This is a genomic window from Streptococcus sp. 151470009-6 (genome assembly GCF_053628175.1).
Window position 1 is genome coordinate 113,812 of sequence record NZ_JBSEZF010000002.1, and the last position, 17,827, is coordinate 131,638.

20 protein-coding genes are annotated in these 17,827 nt (G+C 41.7%); all 20 read right to left on the reverse strand.

From position 1 onward, the window contains the following. Positions 1 to 564 carry a TIGR01440 family protein gene (locus ACUW6H_RS04025; RefSeq protein ID WP_454361449.1) on the reverse strand — a complete coding sequence of 188 codons (564 nt, stop codon included), beginning with the start codon at positions 562 to 564 and terminating at the stop codon, positions 1 to 3. A 114-nt stretch (positions 565 to 678) separates the two neighbouring features. Beyond that, on the reverse strand, positions 679 to 2,370 hold the full coding sequence (locus ACUW6H_RS04030; RefSeq protein ID WP_454361451.1) for a cache domain-containing sensor histidine kinase: 1,692 nt from the start codon (positions 2,368 to 2,370) through the stop codon (positions 679 to 681). After that, complete coding sequence (locus ACUW6H_RS04035) at positions 2,367 to 3,104, reverse strand: response regulator transcription factor (RefSeq protein WP_414398267.1); 738 nt, start codon at positions 3,102 to 3,104, stop codon at positions 2,367 to 2,369. The genes ACUW6H_RS04030 and ACUW6H_RS04035 overlap by 4 nt, the downstream gene beginning before the upstream one ends. A gap of 70 nt (positions 3,105 to 3,174) precedes the next feature. Beyond that, positions 3,175 to 4,287, reverse strand: coding sequence for a peptide-methionine (R)-S-oxide reductase MsrB (gene msrB, locus ACUW6H_RS04040; protein WP_454361454.1), 1,113 nt, complete (start codon positions 4,285 to 4,287; stop codon positions 3,175 to 3,177). Positions 4,288 to 4,296: 9 nt separating this feature from the next. After that, on the reverse strand, positions 4,297 to 4,860 hold the full coding sequence (locus ACUW6H_RS04045) for a redoxin family protein (RefSeq protein ID WP_454361456.1): 564 nt from the start codon (positions 4,858 to 4,860) through the stop codon (positions 4,297 to 4,299). 13 nt (positions 4,861 to 4,873) lie between these two features. Beyond that, positions 4,874 to 5,584 carry a thiol-disulfide oxidoreductase-associated membrane protein CcdA2 gene (ccdA2, locus tag ACUW6H_RS04050; RefSeq protein WP_454361458.1) on the reverse strand — a complete coding sequence of 237 codons (711 nt, stop codon included), beginning with the start codon at positions 5,582 to 5,584 and terminating at the stop codon, positions 4,874 to 4,876. A gap of 162 nt (positions 5,585 to 5,746) precedes the next feature. Next, on the reverse strand, positions 5,747 to 6,298 hold the full coding sequence (locus ACUW6H_RS04055) for a GNAT family N-acetyltransferase (RefSeq protein WP_454361460.1): 552 nt from the start codon (positions 6,296 to 6,298) through the stop codon (positions 5,747 to 5,749). Between the two features lie 348 nt (positions 6,299 to 6,646). Further along, positions 6,647 to 7,471 carry an ammonia-dependent NAD(+) synthetase gene (gene nadE, locus ACUW6H_RS04060; RefSeq protein WP_454361462.1) on the reverse strand — a complete coding sequence of 275 codons (825 nt, stop codon included), beginning with the start codon at positions 7,469 to 7,471 and terminating at the stop codon, positions 6,647 to 6,649. After that, complete coding sequence (locus ACUW6H_RS04065; RefSeq protein ID WP_454361464.1) at positions 7,468 to 8,928, reverse strand: nicotinate phosphoribosyltransferase; 1,461 nt, start codon at positions 8,926 to 8,928, stop codon at positions 7,468 to 7,470. Before ACUW6H_RS04065 ends, nadE begins: the two co-directional genes overlap by 4 nt. A gap of 116 nt (positions 8,929 to 9,044) precedes the next feature. Further along, positions 9,045 to 9,533 (reverse strand): DUF6773 family protein, encoded by a 489-nt coding sequence (locus tag ACUW6H_RS04070; RefSeq protein ID WP_454361466.1) that lies wholly within the window; start codon positions 9,531 to 9,533, stop codon positions 9,045 to 9,047. Further along, the gene (locus ACUW6H_RS04075) at positions 9,523 to 9,732 is read right to left on the reverse strand and encodes a helix-turn-helix transcriptional regulator (RefSeq protein ID WP_006151491.1); all 210 of its coding nucleotides are present in this window, start codon (positions 9,730 to 9,732) and stop codon (positions 9,523 to 9,525) included. Before ACUW6H_RS04075 ends, ACUW6H_RS04070 begins: the two co-directional genes overlap by 11 nt. Positions 9,733 to 9,882: 150 nt before the next feature. Next, positions 9,883 to 10,479, reverse strand: a complete 597-nt coding sequence (locus tag ACUW6H_RS04080; RefSeq protein WP_454361468.1) for an HAD family hydrolase — start codon at positions 10,477 to 10,479, stop codon at positions 9,883 to 9,885. Between the two features lie 59 nt (positions 10,480 to 10,538). Beyond that, a complete protein-coding gene (locus tag ACUW6H_RS04085) occupies positions 10,539 to 10,949 on the reverse strand; it encodes a GNAT family N-acetyltransferase (RefSeq protein WP_454361470.1) in 411 nt (136 codons plus the stop codon). A gap of 100 nt (positions 10,950 to 11,049) precedes the next feature. Next, the gene (locus tag ACUW6H_RS04090) at positions 11,050 to 12,414 is read right to left on the reverse strand and encodes an amino acid permease (protein WP_454361472.1); all 1,365 of its coding nucleotides are present in this window, start codon (positions 12,412 to 12,414) and stop codon (positions 11,050 to 11,052) included. 78 nt (positions 12,415 to 12,492) lie between these two features. Beyond that, positions 12,493 to 12,975, reverse strand: a complete 483-nt coding sequence (greA, locus tag ACUW6H_RS04095) for a transcription elongation factor GreA (protein ID WP_000818752.1) — start codon at positions 12,973 to 12,975, stop codon at positions 12,493 to 12,495. A gap of 63 nt (positions 12,976 to 13,038) precedes the next feature. Next, positions 13,039 to 14,790: an endolytic transglycosylase MltG gene (gene mltG / locus ACUW6H_RS04100; RefSeq protein WP_454361475.1), complete on the reverse strand. Its 1,752-nt coding sequence runs from the start codon at positions 14,788 to 14,790 to the stop codon at positions 13,039 to 13,041. Positions 14,791 to 14,864: 74 nt separating this feature from the next. Beyond that, positions 14,865 to 15,368 carry a GNAT family N-acetyltransferase gene (locus tag ACUW6H_RS04105; protein ID WP_454361477.1) on the reverse strand — a complete coding sequence of 168 codons (504 nt, stop codon included), beginning with the start codon at positions 15,366 to 15,368 and terminating at the stop codon, positions 14,865 to 14,867. Further along, positions 15,365 to 15,844 (reverse strand): GNAT family N-acetyltransferase, encoded by a 480-nt coding sequence (locus tag ACUW6H_RS04110; RefSeq protein WP_454361479.1) that lies wholly within the window; start codon positions 15,842 to 15,844, stop codon positions 15,365 to 15,367. The genes ACUW6H_RS04105 and ACUW6H_RS04110 overlap by 4 nt, the downstream gene beginning before the upstream one ends. Positions 15,845 to 15,853: 9 nt before the next feature. After that, positions 15,854 to 17,188 (reverse strand): UDP-N-acetylmuramate--L-alanine ligase, encoded by a 1,335-nt coding sequence (murC, locus tag ACUW6H_RS04115; protein ID WP_454361481.1) that lies wholly within the window; start codon positions 17,186 to 17,188, stop codon positions 15,854 to 15,856. Positions 17,189 to 17,199: 11 nt separating this feature from the next. Next, a complete protein-coding gene (locus tag ACUW6H_RS04120; protein WP_454361484.1) occupies positions 17,200 to 17,811 on the reverse strand; it encodes a cystathionine gamma-synthase in 612 nt (203 codons plus the stop codon). Positions 17,812 to 17,827 lie beyond the last annotated feature (16 nt).

Consider the following 17,827-nt stretch of genomic DNA (forward strand, 5'->3'; position numbering starts at 1 on the left):
TCATGACTTTCTGATAGAATCTTCTGGATACTGCGCACGCGCACCACCAATGAGTTTTGGACGGCTAGCTAGAGCCGTTACATGGGCATACCCAATTTCACGCAGTACAGGGCGAATCGGAACCTGAACATGCTTGACATGCATACCAATTGCAGTGTCTCCGATATCCAATCCAGCATGAGCCTTGATAAATTCAACTTCAACTGGATCTTGCATAAACTTGAAGGCTGCCAACTGACCTGAACCTCCTGCATGGAGAGTAGGAAGGACGCTGACCATTTCCAGACCAAACTGCTCTGCCACCTGACGTTCAACGACGAGGGCCCGATTGACATGTTCACAACCTTGAACGGCTAGATGAATTCCATTTTCTTCTAGGATATCTAGGATAGTCTTCACAATAATTTCCCCAATTTCTTGGCTGGATTCCTTGCCAATCTGACCACCTATCACCTCACTAGAAGAAAGGCCCAAAACAAAGATGGATCCCTGCTTCAAATTGGCCTTTTCTAATACATCTTCAACAATCTGGCTTGTTGCTCTTTGAATATCTTTTTCCTTCATACTTGATACCTCTTTTGTCATTATCTATCATATCGTTTTTTCTACGTTTTAGCAAGATAGACAACCTAGAAAGCTTGCCCAATTACGCATAAAACTCCCAGAATTGACTGGGAGTTAGCTAGTTTCTATTCCATTTATGTATATTTCAACTGTCGTCCCTTTTGAGGGTACAGAATTGATCTTCATCTGGTAATTGTCTCCAAAATGAAGTTTGAGTCGTTGGTCGACATTTTGAAGACCAACTCCCCCACGTTTGAGCTGACTTTGACTACTATCGCCAGCAGCTTGGAAACCAACACCATCATCCTCAATGCGGATGACAAGCCCTGTATCCTGTTTCTGAACAGAGACTTTAATATGGCCCTGACCTTCCTTCTCCTTAATACCATGGTAAAGAGCATTTTCTACAAGAGGTTGCAACACCAACTTGGGTAAGACTAGGCTATCAAAGTCAGGTTCTTCATCAATCTCATACTCCAGCTTATCACCATAGCGTTGTTTCTGGATAAAGAGGTACCGGCGGACATGATTGATTTCATCAGAAAGAGAAATCAAATCCTTTCCTTGATTGAGCGCCAAGCGGAAATAGGTTGCCAAGGACTTGGTCACCTGAACCACTCGCTGACTATCCTGAAATTCAGCCATCCAGATGATAGTGTCCAAAGTATTATAGAGGAAATGGGGGTTAATCTGGCTCGACAGTGCTTGAAGTTCATACTGCCGGGTTGCTTCTTCCTGCCTGCGCACATCTGCCATCAACTGATCAATCTGATCCAACATAGCATTAAACTGGCGAGTCACTTCTCTCAGTTCATAGGCACCAGCTTCTTTGGCTCGAAGATTTTGTGTACCAGAAGCAATTTCCAGCATGGTTTCTCTTAGGTCCTTCAAAGGGGCGATCCAGCGTTTGAGACTGAACCACACCAAGCAGAGACAGGCAAGAAGAGATAAGGTACTAGCACCAAGCAAGGTCCACATGAGTTGACTCCGAACCTGGTCTAACTTCTCCAACGAAGACACACCTATAACCGTCCAATCAGTACCTGCAATCTGTTCCTGACTGACGTAGGATTGATGATCCAGCGTATAGCCCTGCCCTGTCTCAATATAGGGTTTCATGGCCTCCATTTCGCTAGATGAGCTATAAACTGTGTGTTGAGGATGGTAAACAAATTCATGGTTTTCATTGATGATAAAGGCAAAGCCCTGCTGGCCCAACTGGAGCTGGTTGAGATAGGCTTCCAGAGTTTCGTAGGAAATGTCCAAACGAAGCACACCAAGATTGGCTCCCTTTGTATCAACAAGTTCCTGAGTGACAGAAATGACCCACTGACTGTCTGATTTACGAGCTGGTGTCAAAACTGGCTTAGCTCCCTGATGAATGGCCTTTTGGTACCAATCCTCAGCCATCATATCTGAGGAAGTTTTCATCTGCACACTGTCATCAGTGGAAATGACCTGACCAGACTTGGTTACCAAAACCACCGTTTTCAAGTCCTGGTCAGCCTTTAAGATGGTCAAAAACAAATCTCGGATTCCCTTGACCTGGTCTTGACTAGGATTTTCAGCATAGGCCAGAACATCCGTCTGCTGGGTCAAACTGGTAGAGGTGGTTTCTAATTTTTTGATATAAAACTGAATAAAGTGGCTAGTTTGGCTAATGGTCGTTTGGCTATTGCCCTCGATAGTAGCCTCAATGGCTGCTGAACTAGATTGATAGTAGAAAGTCCCAACCAGAGCTAGGAGAATGAGAAAGACCAGAAAGATGGAAATAACCATTCTTACTAGGAGAGAAGAACGCTTCATCGACCTTCTCCCTTCTTAAACTGACGAGGTGTCACACCTGCAATCTGTTTAAAGCGTTGGGTAAAGTAGTTCATATCTTCAAAACCAACCTTCTCTGCGATCTCATAAATCTTTAAATCTGTGGTCAGAAGCAAGAGCTTGGCTTGTTTAACACGCTCTCTCACCAGGTAATCCTGAAAAGGCAGGCCCAACTCTTTCTTAATTAAGGAACTCAAATAAGTCGGACTAAAACCTAGGTCACTGGCCAAAGACTTCAAACTAAACTGACTGTCAGCTAGATGGGACTGGATTTTCTGAGCAATATTTCCCTCAAACTTATCGGTTAATAAATCTTGTAACTGCTCTTCTTTTTCTTCCTTGTCTAGTTTTTGCTTGATTTTCCCCAACATTTCCTCAATATCCTGACGAGAAAAGGGTTTGAGCAAGTAGTCATCTACACCGAGTTTGACGGCAGACAAGGCATAATCAAAATCATCGTAACCTGTCAAAAAAACTAGGTGCACCTGAGGATAGGTTTCTCGGACCAGACTGGCCAACTGGATGCCATTTAGCTGAGGCATGTTGATATCGGTTAAAATGATATCCGGCACTTGTTGTTGAATCAATTCCCAAGCCTGTCTTCCATTTTCAGCCTGACCGATGATTTTCATATCGTAGGCTGCTACATTGACCAGTTTGGTCAAGCCTTGTCTTACCAGATATTCATCTTCTACGATTAAGATTGTGTAGGTCATGCTCTGCTCCTTTGTCACTTACTAGTATCAGTATAGCAAAATTCTCCTCTAACTGCTTAGGAAAGACTTCTTAATCAACATAATCTAGTAAATAAGCATAGCCTTTTTCTGCCATTTGGGCTTTAGGAATAAAGCGGATAGAAAGACTATTGATACAGTAGCGCAAGCCCCCCTTATCCTCTGGTCCATCCGTAAAGACATGGCCAAGGTGGGAATCTCCAACTCGGCTCCGCACTTCCATGCGTGTCATATTGTAAGACTTATCTTCTTTGTAGGTAGCAACATCTGGGCTGATGGGTTGGGTGAAACTAGGCCAGCCACAACCAGACTCAAACTTGTCCTTTGATGAAAAGAGGGGTTCACCAGTAGCTACATCCACATAGATACCGGATTCAAATTTATCCCAATAGCGGTTTGAAAAAGCTCGTTCTGTTTGATTTTTCTGGGTAACTGCGTACTCCTCAGGTGACAAGGTCTTTTTCAATTCCTCATCACTTGGTTTAGGATATTTGCTGGCATCAATGACAGGGTAGGCAGCCTGATTAACATTGATATGACAGTAGCCATTTGGATTTTTCTTGAGGTAGTCTTGGTGATAATCCTCCGCCACCACAAAATTCTTCAAGTTTTCCTTTTCAACTGCCAGAGGTTGGTCGTATTTCTTAGCAACTTCATCAAAGACTTGGTTGATTACCTCCAAATCCTTGTCATCTGTGTAATATACGCCGGTACGATACTGAGTCCCCACATCATTTCCTTGTTTATTTTTGCTGGTTGGATTGATAATGCGGAAGTAATGAAGCAGGATTTCCTTGAGGGAAATTTGATTAGCATCATAGGTGACATGGACAGTCTCTGCATGTCCTGTTTGGTTGATCAATTCGTACTTGGTTGTTTCCCCTCTACCATTTGCATAGCCTGAAACGGCATCTGTCACTCCGGGCACGCGTGAGAAGTATTCCTCCACTCCCCAGAAACATCCCCCAGCTAGATAAATTTCGTGCAAGTCTGCGTCTTTACTAACTTCTGTTTTTTTCACTGTTTTTCCTCCTTGGCTAACTGACGCTTTCTCAATTTGTGAGCTATCTGTCTGCCCTGCATTTCGCATCAATAGAAAATAGAAACCGGTTAGGACTAGGAGAATGACCCCTGCCAAGACAAACAGTTTTACTTTATCATTCATAGCCTTTCTCTACCTCATTTCCTTTAATGTTTTTAAAATCATATCCTTATCCATAAAACCTGGTTGCGTTTTGACCAGCTTGCCTTCCTTGTCTATAAAGGCTTGAGTCGGGTAAGAACGAACACCATAACTTTCCAAAAGTTTGCCTGACGGATCAATTAGAACTGGAAAATTTTTATAATCCAAGCCCTTGTACCAGTTCTTAAAGTCTGCTTCCGCTTGTTCTCCCTTGTGACCAGGAGACACCACTGTCAAGACCACATAGTCATCACCTGCATCCTTAGCAATTTCATCCGTATCTGGAAGACTAGCTAGACAGATGGAACACCAAGAAGCCCAGAATTTAAGATAGACTTTCTTGCCTTTGTAGTCAGATAAACGATAAGTCTTACCATCTACTCCTGTTAGTTCAAAATCAGCAACCGCCTGACCCTTGGTGGCAGTTTGCGAGCTGACTTGTTCTGTTTTGGATTGTTCCTTCATAGTTGATTCGTCTGACATGTTTTTATCCGAACAGGCTGCCAAGCAACAGATGGAGCCTACTCCAAGGAGACATGTTTGCCATTTTTTCATTTCTTCTTCCTCTCTATTCAAATAATCTTGTCAAAATAGAAGCATTTCCCAAAAGCACCAAGATTCCCATCACGATAATGAGGAAACCACCCACTTTTTTGAGGGTTCCGAGATAAGGATGGAGTTTTCGAAAATGTTTCAAAACATAGCTGGAGGCGAGAGCTAGAACCAAAAATGGTAGCGCCAATCCCAGCGTGTAAACCAACATGAGACCAGCTCCCTGCCAAGCTCCTGAACCACCTGAAGCCGCTAAGGCTAAAACAGACCCCAGAACTGGCCCTACACATGGAGTCCAAGCAAAACTAAAGGTAAACCCCAGTAAAAATGCCTGACTATAGCCGTTACCCTTTTGCCCCTGTCTCTTTAATTGTAGCCTTCTTTCCTTGTAGAGCCCCTGCAAATGTAAAACTTCCATCTGGTGTAAGCCCAAGAGAATGATAACTGCACCTGTCACATACTGAAACCAAGAAGCATACAGCAAATTGCCTAAAAAACCAGCTCCATAGCCCAGTAAGATAAAGATAAAAGAAATCCCCGCTATAAAGGCCAGAGTTCGCAATAAACTAACAAGTGAGATTGAAATTTTTCCGCTAGAAACCTGAGCACCATCTTTGTCATCCAACAAGACCCCTGCATAGACCGGTAACAAGGGTAAGATACAAGGAGAAAAGAAGGAAAGAACTCCAGCAAGAAAAACACTGATAAAAAAGATTACATTGTCCATTGCCTTCCTCCATTCTTTGATTTGATAGGACTATTATAGCTCCAAAACTCCAGAAAAAACAGGGACAATGATAGGGAAAAATAGGAATTTAATCAGCTTATTTAAAAATCTTGCACAAAAAAAGCCAGACAAGGTCTGACTTTGATAGAAACAGAAAAGAAATTACCTGTCTTCTCTGCTTATCTGGTAATAAATAAGGTCCGCAACGTAGTCTTTTCTCTCCACACCATTGGCAATGGTTTTTAGATAAGACATTCCCGCTTTTTCCATGACACGGCCTGAAGCTGGGTTGAGACTAGCATATCGAGCTCTGACTTTTTGAAAGCCTGCTTGAGTAAAACAAAAGTCTAACACAGCTTTCAAGGCCTCCGTCATCATACCACGGCCCCAATAGTTTTTTCCTAAAACATACCCAATTTCACAACTTAAATCTTCCTCGTGCATTTCAATGATGCTGATATCTCCTATCACATGCTCTGGGTTCTCTTTGAGACAAATGGCCCATTTATAGTAGTTGGGATTGGCATAGGAAGCAACCCAATTTCGAATCGAGTTCCGAGTCACCTCAACATCAGGATGAGGATCCCAGGTTACATAGGTCAGATTCTCAGCAGACGAAGCCCAATTTTGAAACATGGCTTCCGCATCACTCTCCACAAATCTTCTCAAGATTAAACGCTCTGTCTGTAACATTTTCGTACCGATTGCTTTCATAATGTTACCTCGCTTTCTTATTTCTAGGCTCAGGGTAAAAAGACTATACTCAGTATCAGCTAGAAAACAAGTTTTTCATTTAGTTACTTGACGCAGTCGCTGTCTGGTTTGAAATGCACTTTACCAAGCTTTTTCAAACCTAGTCATCGTTGCGGGGGTGAGACAACGAAAATCGAACTCTACGAGTTACCGAATCTGCCTCGCTTTCTCGTTTCTAGACTCAGGGTAAAAAGGTCTACAGGACCTTCCTCGCTTTCTCATTTCTAGACTCGGGCTGAAAAGGTCCCCAGGACTAACTCTCACTTTTTTATTTCAAGGTGAGAGGCTAAAAACCTCCACTGGAGATTTTTACTCCCAAAAGTCATCAAATACGGTGATGGGTAGGTGGCGTTTGTGTTGGCCTTTGTGCCACCAGTTTTCAATATTCACTTGGGCTTCTGGGCTGATTGTTTTTCCTTCGAGATAATCATCAATTTCATTGTAAGTGACTCCAAGTGCGACTTCGTCAGCAAGTCCAGGTTTGTCTTCTTCTAGGTCTGCTGTTGGGATTTTTTCATAAAGTGCTGGGTCTGCACCAAATTCCTTCAAGAGTTGTTTCCCTTGGCGTTTATTGAGGCGGTAAAGAGGAAGAATATCCGCACCACCATCACCAAACTTAGTAAAGAAACCTGTGATATTTTCAGCTGCATGATCAGTCCCAATAACAGCTCCGCTATGGGCTCCAGCAAGCGCATATTGAGCAATCATACGACTACGAGCCTTGATATTTCCTTTATTAAAATCTGTCATTGGACTGCCTGTAGCTTCTACCGCTAAGGCCATAGCATCAACAGAGTCCTTGATATTGACTACCACACTGACATCTGGTTGGATGAAAGCAAGGGCTTTTTGGGCATCCTCTTCGTCAGCTTGGACTCCATAAGGGAGACGAACAGCGATAAATTGGTAGCTGTCATCTCCAGTTTCTGCTCGCATTTCTTCCATAGCTAATTGCGCCAAACGTCCCGCTAAAGTCGAGTCCTGTCCTCCAGAAATTCCTAGAACAAAACTTTTAAGGAAGGGATGTTTTTTCAGGTATTTTTTTAAGAAGTCAATCGAACGACGAATTTCTTCCTGGGCGTCAATCACTGGTTTAACCCCTAGTTGCTGGATAATGGTCTCTTGCAAACTCATTCTTCTTCTCCTTCGCCAAGGGCTTCCTTGCGCATCTTATCAATCAAATCCATCTTATCTTGCCAAATATCACGCGCCAAATCTACTGGATAGTGCTGTGGATTGAGCACCCGTTTATACTCATCCCAAAGCTTGTCAAATTCCTTGCGAGCATAGGACTGAATCTCAGTCAAACTAGGCAAATCGTAAACCAATTTTCCTTCTTTAAAGATATCCACCAAGAGAGGAACGGCATCAAAGTTTCGAACGGTTTTCTTAATGTAAGTATAGGTCGGATGGAACATTTTGATTTCTGTCATGCTGGCAACATCCACACCGTCATAGGTGATGTAGTCACCTTCTGACTTGCCTTTTTCACGACTGGTAATCCGCCATACCTGCTTCTTACCTGGTGTCGACACTTTTTCAGCATTGCTTGAAAGCTTGATGGTATTGCGCATCTTACCAGTTTCATCTTCGATAGCTACAATCTTATAAACTGCCCCAAGAGCAGGCTGGTCATAGGCTGTAATCAGCTTGGTTCCGACACCCCAGACATCAATCTTAGCGTGTTGCATTTTGAGGTTAAGAATAGTATTTTCATCGAGGTCATTGGAAGCGTAAATTTTGGCATCTGGGTATCCAGCCTCATCTAACTGTTGGCGAACTTTCTTGGAAATATAGGCTATATCCCCCGAGTCGATACGAACACCTTTAAAATTAATCTTCTCTCCCAGTTCACGCGCTACCTGAATGGCAGCTGGCACACCAATGCGAAGCGTATCATAAGTATCTACTAGAAAGACACAGTCACGATGGGTTGAAGCATAGGCCTTAAAGGCTTCATAGTCGTTTCCATAAACCTGTACCAAGGCATGCGCATGAGTACCCAATACTGGAATACCAAAGAGCTTCCCTGCTCGCACATTGCTAGTCCCGTTGGCTCCACCAATCACGGCTGCGCGTGTTCCCCAGATAGCCGCATCCATTTCTTGCGCACGACGTGTCCCGAATTCCATCAAGGGCTCATCTTCAATGACTGAACGAATACGTGCTGCCTTGGTCGCTATCAAGGTTTGAAAGTTAACGATGTTCAAGAGAGCCGTTTCGACCAATTGACATTGGGCAAGAGGGCCTTCAACCTGTACAATCGGCTCATTAGCAAAAACCAAGTCCCCTTCCTGAGCAGAACGAACCGTTAGTTCCAACTTGAGATTTCGTAGATAATCCAAGAATTCTCCATGATACCCAAGCGTCTCCAAGTAGGCAATATCGCTATCTGAGAAGCGTAAGTCTTCAAGATAATGTACAATTCTTTCCAAACCAGCAAAAACCGCATAGCCGTTATTAAACGGTTGCTGACGGAAATAGACCTCAAAAACCGCCTTTTTATTGTGAATTCCTTGGTCAAAGTAAACTTGCATCATGTTGATCTGGTACAAGTCCGTGTGCAATGTCAAACTATCATCTGGATACATCTGTTTTCCTTCTTCCTACTTTACAAAGGTATGAACGTATTCTACCACTTTCACACCGTACGATAAATTAGTACTATTATAACACATTTTATCTGGATTGATAAAAAGCTAACAAGCTATTCTCCATTCTCCAGTTCATCCATATCTTGTTCAAACTTTTTTTGAGCCCATTCGCCATAACTTTTAAGGCCGAGATTACCGATAAAAACCCAAGGAAGGTAAATCAGATAAGTAATGACCCAAGCAGATAAGTATTTAACGTTCAAAGGATTGTGCTGATAAATTTCTATGTTAAATTGATAATTCTGCAACATCAAAAGAGTCGTAATAGCGAGAGTTACCAGCAAACACCCTAAAATTGTAAAATGAAAACGACTATAGTAGGTCACTCCAAGTTGTCGTGCACGATTGAAAAAGAATAAAATTCCTAACAGAAGGGTAACCAGAAGAATATTAGGATTAAAAAGAGCAGGTGCTAATACAGCCATCAAATAACTTACCAGAATGAGCCCGATAAACATATAAAAAGACTCTGTCCCAGCTTTGTTAAACAGTTGTTCTTCTCTTTCGTCTAATAATTGATAATAAAAAAATCTATTTTTCATCTTCTTCCTCCCAAAATAATTGATCCAAAGTTTTACCTAAGCATCTGCAAATGGACTGGCAAAGGGAGAGGCTAGGATTATATTTCCCTGCTTCTATCAAGCCGATAGTCTGCCGCGTAACCCCAACGGCCTCTGCCAAATCCCCTTGTGTCATATCTAACTCAACTCGAGCTAGCTTTAACTTTAAATTTTTAACCACTTGTTTCCTCCTTTTAATTTTTAAAAAGTTACACTCCTTTTCTCAAATACATTATACCATATATCTAACTTAATGCAATATATAAATGTCATTTTGTAAGATTTTATTAACAAAAAACTCTCTACCACAAAATAATAGAGAGTTCTGAGTTTAAATATAGGATTTCAAAATATCGACGACATCACTTCTTTTCTTGACCTGATGGGCCTTAATTCCCAATTTCTCAGCTGCGATTGTATTGTCCTCAATATCATCTAGAAAAACACAATTTGTAGGATCTAACTTGTATTTATCGAGAATCTCCTTAAACATTGCCAAATCAGGCTTTATAGCTTTTATATCACAGGATAGAACAAAACCATCCAAAAGATCCTTTAAGGGAGATAGTTGCTCTTCCAGCAAGTCGTAAAATACCTTTGAGGTATTGGACAAGACAAAGATGCGATGCCCCTTTTTCTTTAGTTCTGACAAGACAGAAAAGACTTCCGTATAAATAGCGATATAGCTAGACCAATTCCAGATAACTTCTTCGACCTTCTTTTGATAGGTCCTGCCAATCATTAACACAACTTTAAGCACCAACTCTTCTCTCGTCATGGTTCCAAGATCTAATCTTTCCCAAAGTCCCGACTGAAAAATGGCCTTATCTAAAATCAAATATTCTTCCTTCGTATCCGAAACACCCTGCAAAATCTTATCCTTGTTCCATTCTAATAAAACGTTGCCCATATCCAATATTATGTTCATCTGCCTACCTCCATAGTGATGTGAAGATTTCCTCTTTGCTTTATACTTTCATATTCAGCTTACAAATCCTTTTGGTAATAATATCTTTGTCCTGTGTATGGATAGTCTTGCAAGGTAAAAACTTCCTTGTAGCCATGACTTAGATAAAAATCTGGTGCTTGAAACTGGTAGGTATTGACAAAAGCAAAACGACAGTTTCGATTCTTGGCTTCATTTTCTGCTTGCTGCAGTAGTTGCGAACCAATTCCTTGTCCCCTTAATTCCTCTTTGACAAACAAATATTCGATTTCCAACCAATTTCCGAAAGTCTCTGCTACTAAGCCCGCCATGAGATTGCCCTTTTCGTCTTCGAGATAAAGATTCAGTGGCACGCTCTCAGCCTCTTCTCTTTTGGAACGATTATAAGCACGAATTTGATTCGCGATTTCTTGCGCTTTATGCGATTCCTTATTTTCCAATCTAAGGTACATCCAAACCTCCTAATAAACTGCTACAGCTTGATTATAGCCTTATTTCGATCGACTGTCAAACAAGAAAAAACTCACCAAACAGAGTTGATGAGTTCATGATTTATTTTCTAAATTTCCACTGACTATAAATCCCAAAAACAAGGATCCAAATAGCAGAACCAACTGCCCCCATGAAAGTCGACTCTTGCAAAAAGAGGGTCACAAAAACAAAGACAAAAAAGAGGATGGTTAGGGGATTGAGCAAACGATACTGAGGCATGAGGTAGCCATCCGCCATGAAGTCTTGTGACTTGCGGTATTTGAAGTGAGCCACCATAATCAAGATATAAATTGCAATATAGACACCTGATGAAGATGCCGTAATTAAAGCAAAAGCATCTGAAACACCAGGCAACACATTGATAAAGGCAGCCAGAGCAATCAAGATTGCTGAGGCAATGATGGCATTTTGTGGAACATTGTGGCGAGAAAGGGTATCGACCTTGATGGCCTTTAAGAAACGATTGGGCGAATCATGGGCAATCTGATATAAGTGTCTCCCTGTTGAGTAGAGAGTTGAGTTAAGAGCAGACGCTGCTGAGGTCAAGACAACAAAGTTGATTAGAGCCGCTGCCCACTTGATCCCCGCCAGTTCAAAAACCGTTACAAATGGAGAATCTGAAGAATTAAGATAGGACCAAGGAATAATGGCCATAATCGCAATAAGAGCTCCTCCATAGAAGAAGATAATTCTGAGAGGAATTTCCTTAACAGCTTTGGGCAAGACCTGACGAGGGTTCTTTGTTTCAGATGTTGTCACCCCGATAAACTCAATCATCAGATAGGCAAAAAATACCATTTGAAAGGCCATGACAAAGTTCATAACTCCATTTGGAAAAAGAGAGAACTGGTCGCTGATATTTGCCAAACTTGTAACACCATGAGGTGTCTTAAAGCCCGTCAAAACCATAAAGACCCCAGTGGCAATCATGGCTAAAATCGCCACAATCTTGACCATAGCAAACCAAAACTCGACTTCTCCAAAGAGCTTAACCGCAATCAAGTTGACCAAAGCCAAAATCGTTAAAAAGACAAGCTGAATCATCCAGCTAGGCCAGGTAGGGAACCAGAAGCGGACATAGTCTGAGATGGCAGTGATTTCTGCCATACCGATAAAGTCAACAGACAACCAATAAGACCAAACTGAAAAATATCCCCAGCCTTTCCCCAAATGACGGGTGATAAAGTTGATAAAGGTATGCTGTTCTGGATCCTGATACAGCATCTCCCCAACAGCTCTCATCATCAAAAACATAAAGGCTCCTGTAATCATATAAATCAGGATGATCGAAGGTCCTGTAAGGCTGATAGAGCGACCAGCACCTAGGAAAAGTCCTGTTCCGATTGTTCCCGCAATAGCCATCACCTGAACATGGCGATTGGTTAATCCACGCTCCATTTTATTTTTCTTCTTGTATTCACTCATATGGTCCCCCATTTCATCTAAAAAACCAAAAAGGAGTTGAACGAGGCGAAAAGCCTCCCCTACTCCTTTTTATTCTCATTAAGCTGTTTTTTCAACCTTCAAAATTTTTACTTGATAGCTGCCAACTGGTGTCTCGATGGTTGCTGTATCTCCAGTCTTTTTACCAATCAAGGCTTGTCCAATCGGACTCTCATTTGATACTTTACCAGCAAAAGCATCTGCACCCGCAGAACCAACGATGATGTAAACTTCTTCATCGTCTTCACCGACTTCTTGGATAGTTACAGTCTTACCAATCGCAACTTCATCCAGTGCAACTGCATCGCTGTTGACGATTTCAGCATAGCGAATCTTTGTTTCCAAACTAGAGATTTGTCCTTCAACAAAGGCTTGTTCATCTTTTGCTGCTTCATATTCACTGTTTTCTGAAAGGTCTCCGTATGAACGAGCGATTTTGATACGCTCTACAACTTCGGGACGACGAACGAGTTTCAATTCTTCTAATTCTTTTTCAAGTTTTTCCTTTTCTTCAAGGGTCATTGGGTAAGTTTTTTCTGCCATTTTTCTCAACTTTCTTTTTCTATTAGGTTTTTAAAACAAAATTATGTGGAAAACCACATAATTTTAGTTTGAACTACTTGATTGGGGTAATTTGCTATTGATATGCTCTGCAACATTTTGATCATGTTCTTCTTTGGTTGTTGCAAAGTATACTTTACCATCTTCTACATTGGCTACAAAGTACAAGTAGTCACTCTTTGTCTGATTTACACTTGCTTCAATAGCATCCAGACTTGGACTATCAACTGGTCCAGGCATGAGGCCAAGGTGCGTATAGACATTGTATGGTGAGTCGATATTTGTATCAATTGCAGTGTCATCAGCTAGACTAATCTTTTGACCAAGCTTGCCTTCAGCATACAAGATAGCAATGTTGCTTTGAAGTGGCATGCCGACATTCAAACGGTTATAGAAGACACCTGCGATTTTCTTGCGGTCTTCGGTCTTAGCACCTTCTTTTTCGACAAGAGAAGCAATGCTGAGCAATTCATTAACTGTCAGATTCTTTTCTTTAATCGTAGCGTAATATGGTGACATAGCCTTGTCCATAGCCGCAACCATTTCATCAATCAAGCTTTCAACAGTTGTGCTGTCTTTGATAGTGTAGGTTGCTGGGAAAAGGTATCCTTCAAGACGATAGCGAACGCCACTGTCTTTTGTTGGGAGGCTTCCAAGTAGGTTTGGATACTTGGCTACTAATTGTGAGATAAAGGTCTCATCTTGAACTTTTGCCAAGAAAGCATCCGCAGTAAGAGGTTCTTTAAATTCACCTTGAAGTTGTCCTACTGTTTGAGCGATTTGCTCTAATGTATAGCCTTCTGGAATTGTCAAGTTTGCAAGAACAGGTGCCTGAGCTTCAGGAGTTCCACCTTTTTGCAATTCTTGAATCAACTCATCCGTACTCATACTCTTCTTCAAGTTGTAATAACCTGACTTCAAGTTGGCATGACTATAGTATTTAGCATAAAGGCTAAAGATCAGTCCATGTTTAACCAAACCAGATTTTTCCAAGGTGCTTCCAATTTCTTGAACATTTGCACCGTCTGGGATTTGAACCGTTACGTAATCCTTAGAGCTTGCATCCACAGGTTTCAAGGAATCTTGAACGTAACCATAACCAAAGTAACCACCAACTGTAACGAGTACTAGGAGAACTAGAACTGTTACTAGGCAACCTTTAGCTTTTGATTTTTTCTTTTTCTTAGTTGATGTTGCACCTTGACGACGACTACGACGTGGAGCATCAGCTAATCCACTGGTAGATTCTGTAGAAACAGGCTCAACTCTTTCAGGCATTCCTGGGGTGATTTCCTCTTTCTTGTCTTCTGTTTTATAGGTTACGGCAACCTTGGTTGGAGTATCGTTAAATTCTTTTTCTTCGGGTTTAAGCTCAACTGGTTCTACCTTAGGTTGAACAGGTTCCACTACAGGTTCTTCAGCCATATGAATCGGCTCTACTAGAGGTTCTTCAGATTCTACAACTTCAATCTTATCAATGATTGGCTGTCTAATCTCTTTCTCTTCTTGGTCATCCGTTTCATCAGTTCTAGCACTTGAAAGTGGAGGAACACTTGGTGCATTCTTTAGAATTTTATCGACAACAGACAGGGAATCAGCCATCAACTCTTCTGTTGATGTTTCTGGTTCAATATCTGAAGGAGTTGCTGAACTAGCTGGAGATGAAGAAGCCGTCAGATTTGGAATCTCTACTTCTTTCTCTCTTCTATCTTGTTCTTTTACTCTTTCTAAATCACGTAGAATCTGCTCTTTAAAGCTTAATTTTTCTTCTTCTCTTGATTTTTCAGTCAAAAGCATTACCTCCTTGTTGACAATCCCTAATATTATACCTTAAAAGTCGCAGAAAAGCAACCAACTAGGGCATTCCCTAGCTAGTTTTCTTTATTATCAGGCTGCCAAACCATATCATACCATGTTTCCCCAGCAAAGCTTGACTGGGATATTCCTTCATTAACAAAACCGTGCTTTTCATAATAGGGAATCAAGTAGTCATGGCAGGTCAGGTTGATACCTTCCCTTTCATGCTCTAAAGCCACTTCTTTTAGGGCCGTCAGCAATCTCTTACCGACACCCAAAGCTTGTGCTTCCTTGGCAATAGATAGACAGGTTACAGAGATATAACCTCCAGATTTGTGACTATGGTCCGCTATTTCTTCTGTAAAGGACTGATCTTGGAGATGGCGGTGTGGGACGACTGGACCTTCAATGTAGCCAAGGACACGTCCTTCTTTTTCAGCGACGAGAAAGCTGGTCTGAATTTCACGTAAATGCGCCTCAAAGATCGAACGAGGAATGGCTTCTTCCAGGGAGAAATTCTCTAGCTCTATCTCGAAAATTCGGTCCAAATCCGAAAATCTTGCTTGTCTGATTTTCATATTTCCTCCTGATAAAAAGGATTGACCCAAATCAGATACCATTCAGAACCACTGTCATATTGAATCCCTGTCACTTCTTCTTCAACAAAGCCATTCATTTCAAAATAAGATAGTAGTTCATCAGGACTCTGCAAAAGAATACCTTGATAATCTAGTTCGACTGTCACCTGTTTCAAGGCTGCAAGAAGAAGAGTTCCCAAACCTTGTCCATGATGGTCTGGATGAATGGCTAAACGCTTGATTTCAAGGTTTAGGAGTGCTTGAGTGTGTGTTTCTGACACTTCAGCCCCAAGAACATAGCCCACCAGCTGATTTTCATCCCTAGCTACAAGAAAGGTACCCGCAGACTTGCGGATACTCTCTTCTAAGAATTGTCGACTCACTGCCCCTTCTGCTGAAAAATTGGCTTCTTCAATCGCCAACATTTCATCTAGATCTGATAAGGTGGTTTGCCTTATAGTAATTGGAATTTCCATTTGGTTTTCCTATTGGACGTTGCTTGTCAAGTTTGACAAGAGACGTTCAAATGAGTACTCATAGGTTTGGATGTCTCCTGCTCCCATAAAGACGTAAACAGCATTGTCATGGTCAAGGAGTGGCGATACATTTTCAACGGTGATAACTTGGTTTTTCTTCGTAATCTTGCTTGCTAGGTCTTCTACCTTGACATCACCATGGTCCACTTCACGAGCAGATCCATAGATTTGAGCTAGGTAAACGGCATCTGCCTGATTCAAGGCTTGTGCAAAATCATCTAACAAGGCAATAGTTCGAGTGAAGGTATGCGGTTGGAAGATTGCCACGATTTCCTTGCTTGGGTATTTCTGGCGAGCCGCATCCAAGGTCGCGATGATTTCTGTTGGATGGTGGGCAAAGTCATCGATGATTACCGTATCATTAACGATTTTCTCAGTGAAACGACGCTTAACACCCGCAAAAGTTTTCAAGTGTTCACGAACCAAGTTCAAATCAAATCCTGCTGTGTAAAGCAAACCAATTACCGCTGTCGCGTTCATGATATTGTGACGGCCAAAGGTTGGAATGTGGAATTGCCCCAGCTCTTGTCCACGGAAATGAACAGTGAAGGTCGAACCAGTTGTTGAACGAAGGAGATCGCTAGCTACAAAGTCATTGCCCTCAGCTTCAAAACCATAATAGTAAATCGGAGCATTGGCTGTAATCTTACGCAACTCAGCATCCTCACCGTAGATAAACAAACCTTTCGTGATTTGTTTAGCATAGTCATTAAAGGCATTGAAAACATCTTCTAGACTAGTGAAGTAGTCTGGGTGGTCAAAGTCAATATTGGTGATGATAGAGTATTCTGGATGATAAGGCATGAAATGGCGCTCATATTCGTCTGATTCGAAGACAAAATATTTGGCATTGGCTGAACCACGGCCTGTTCCATCCCCAATCAAAAAGCTCGTGTCTGTAATGTGAGACAAGACGTGTGACAACATACCTGTCGTTGAAGTTTTTCCATGTGCTCCTGCCACTCCCATGCTGACAAAGTCGCGCATAAAGCTACCGAGGAATTCGTGATAACGTTTATAGCTGAGGCCATTTTGATCAGCGTAGGCAACTTCAACATTATTATCTGGACGAAAGGCATTCCCAGCGATAATCTCTAGATCGCCTTGCAGATTCTTTTCATCAAACGGAAGAATGGTAATTCCTGCTTGCTCTAAACCACGTTGTGTAAAGTAGTACTTTTCAACGTCTGACCCTTGAACCTTATGCCCCATTTGGTGCAACATCAAGGCCAAGGCACTCATCCCTGATCCTTTAATTCCAATAAAATGATATGTCTTTGACATGCTTTTCTCCCTTATTCCGTAATTCTTGTCAGGTTCAACTCTTGGGCAACCTGACGTTCCTGTTCTGATTGCTTATTCTTTTTATTATAAATCTGGCTCTTCTTCAGAAAATCATAGTTGTTCTTTTTAGCTTTTCCAGCTTGATTTTCAAGACTCGGAGTCGCTACTTGTCCAGCTTCTTCAGCTAAAATATAGTGGGACTGGCTCAAGTTTTTGCTAAATTTAGCAAACTCACCTGGATTTTCCTTTTGAAATGGCGCTGTGGGTTGATTTCCCTGACAAACAAGTGTTGAACCATTGTGTCGTCTGGTATGGCTAACATCTTGGGTCAGGTATTTGGCTGAACGTTTCTTTTTTAGATCCGCACGCGCCTCTTCTCGAGCCAACTCTGCATAAGTCTTTTCAACTTTTTTTACCTCTGGAGCTGGTTCTGGCTTTTTGCTAACCACAGGAGCAACTACACTAGCTTCCTCAACAATAGGGGACCATTCTAAATAGTTTTTATCTCGGTAATCGCCTTTGATATTGCTGATAAAGTCAGACTCATCATACAAGTCCATGACTGGCATTTCGGTCAGCATGATCTCGTCATCTGACACCAATGGAAATCGATCTTGTTTCATTTTGTATTTCCTTTCA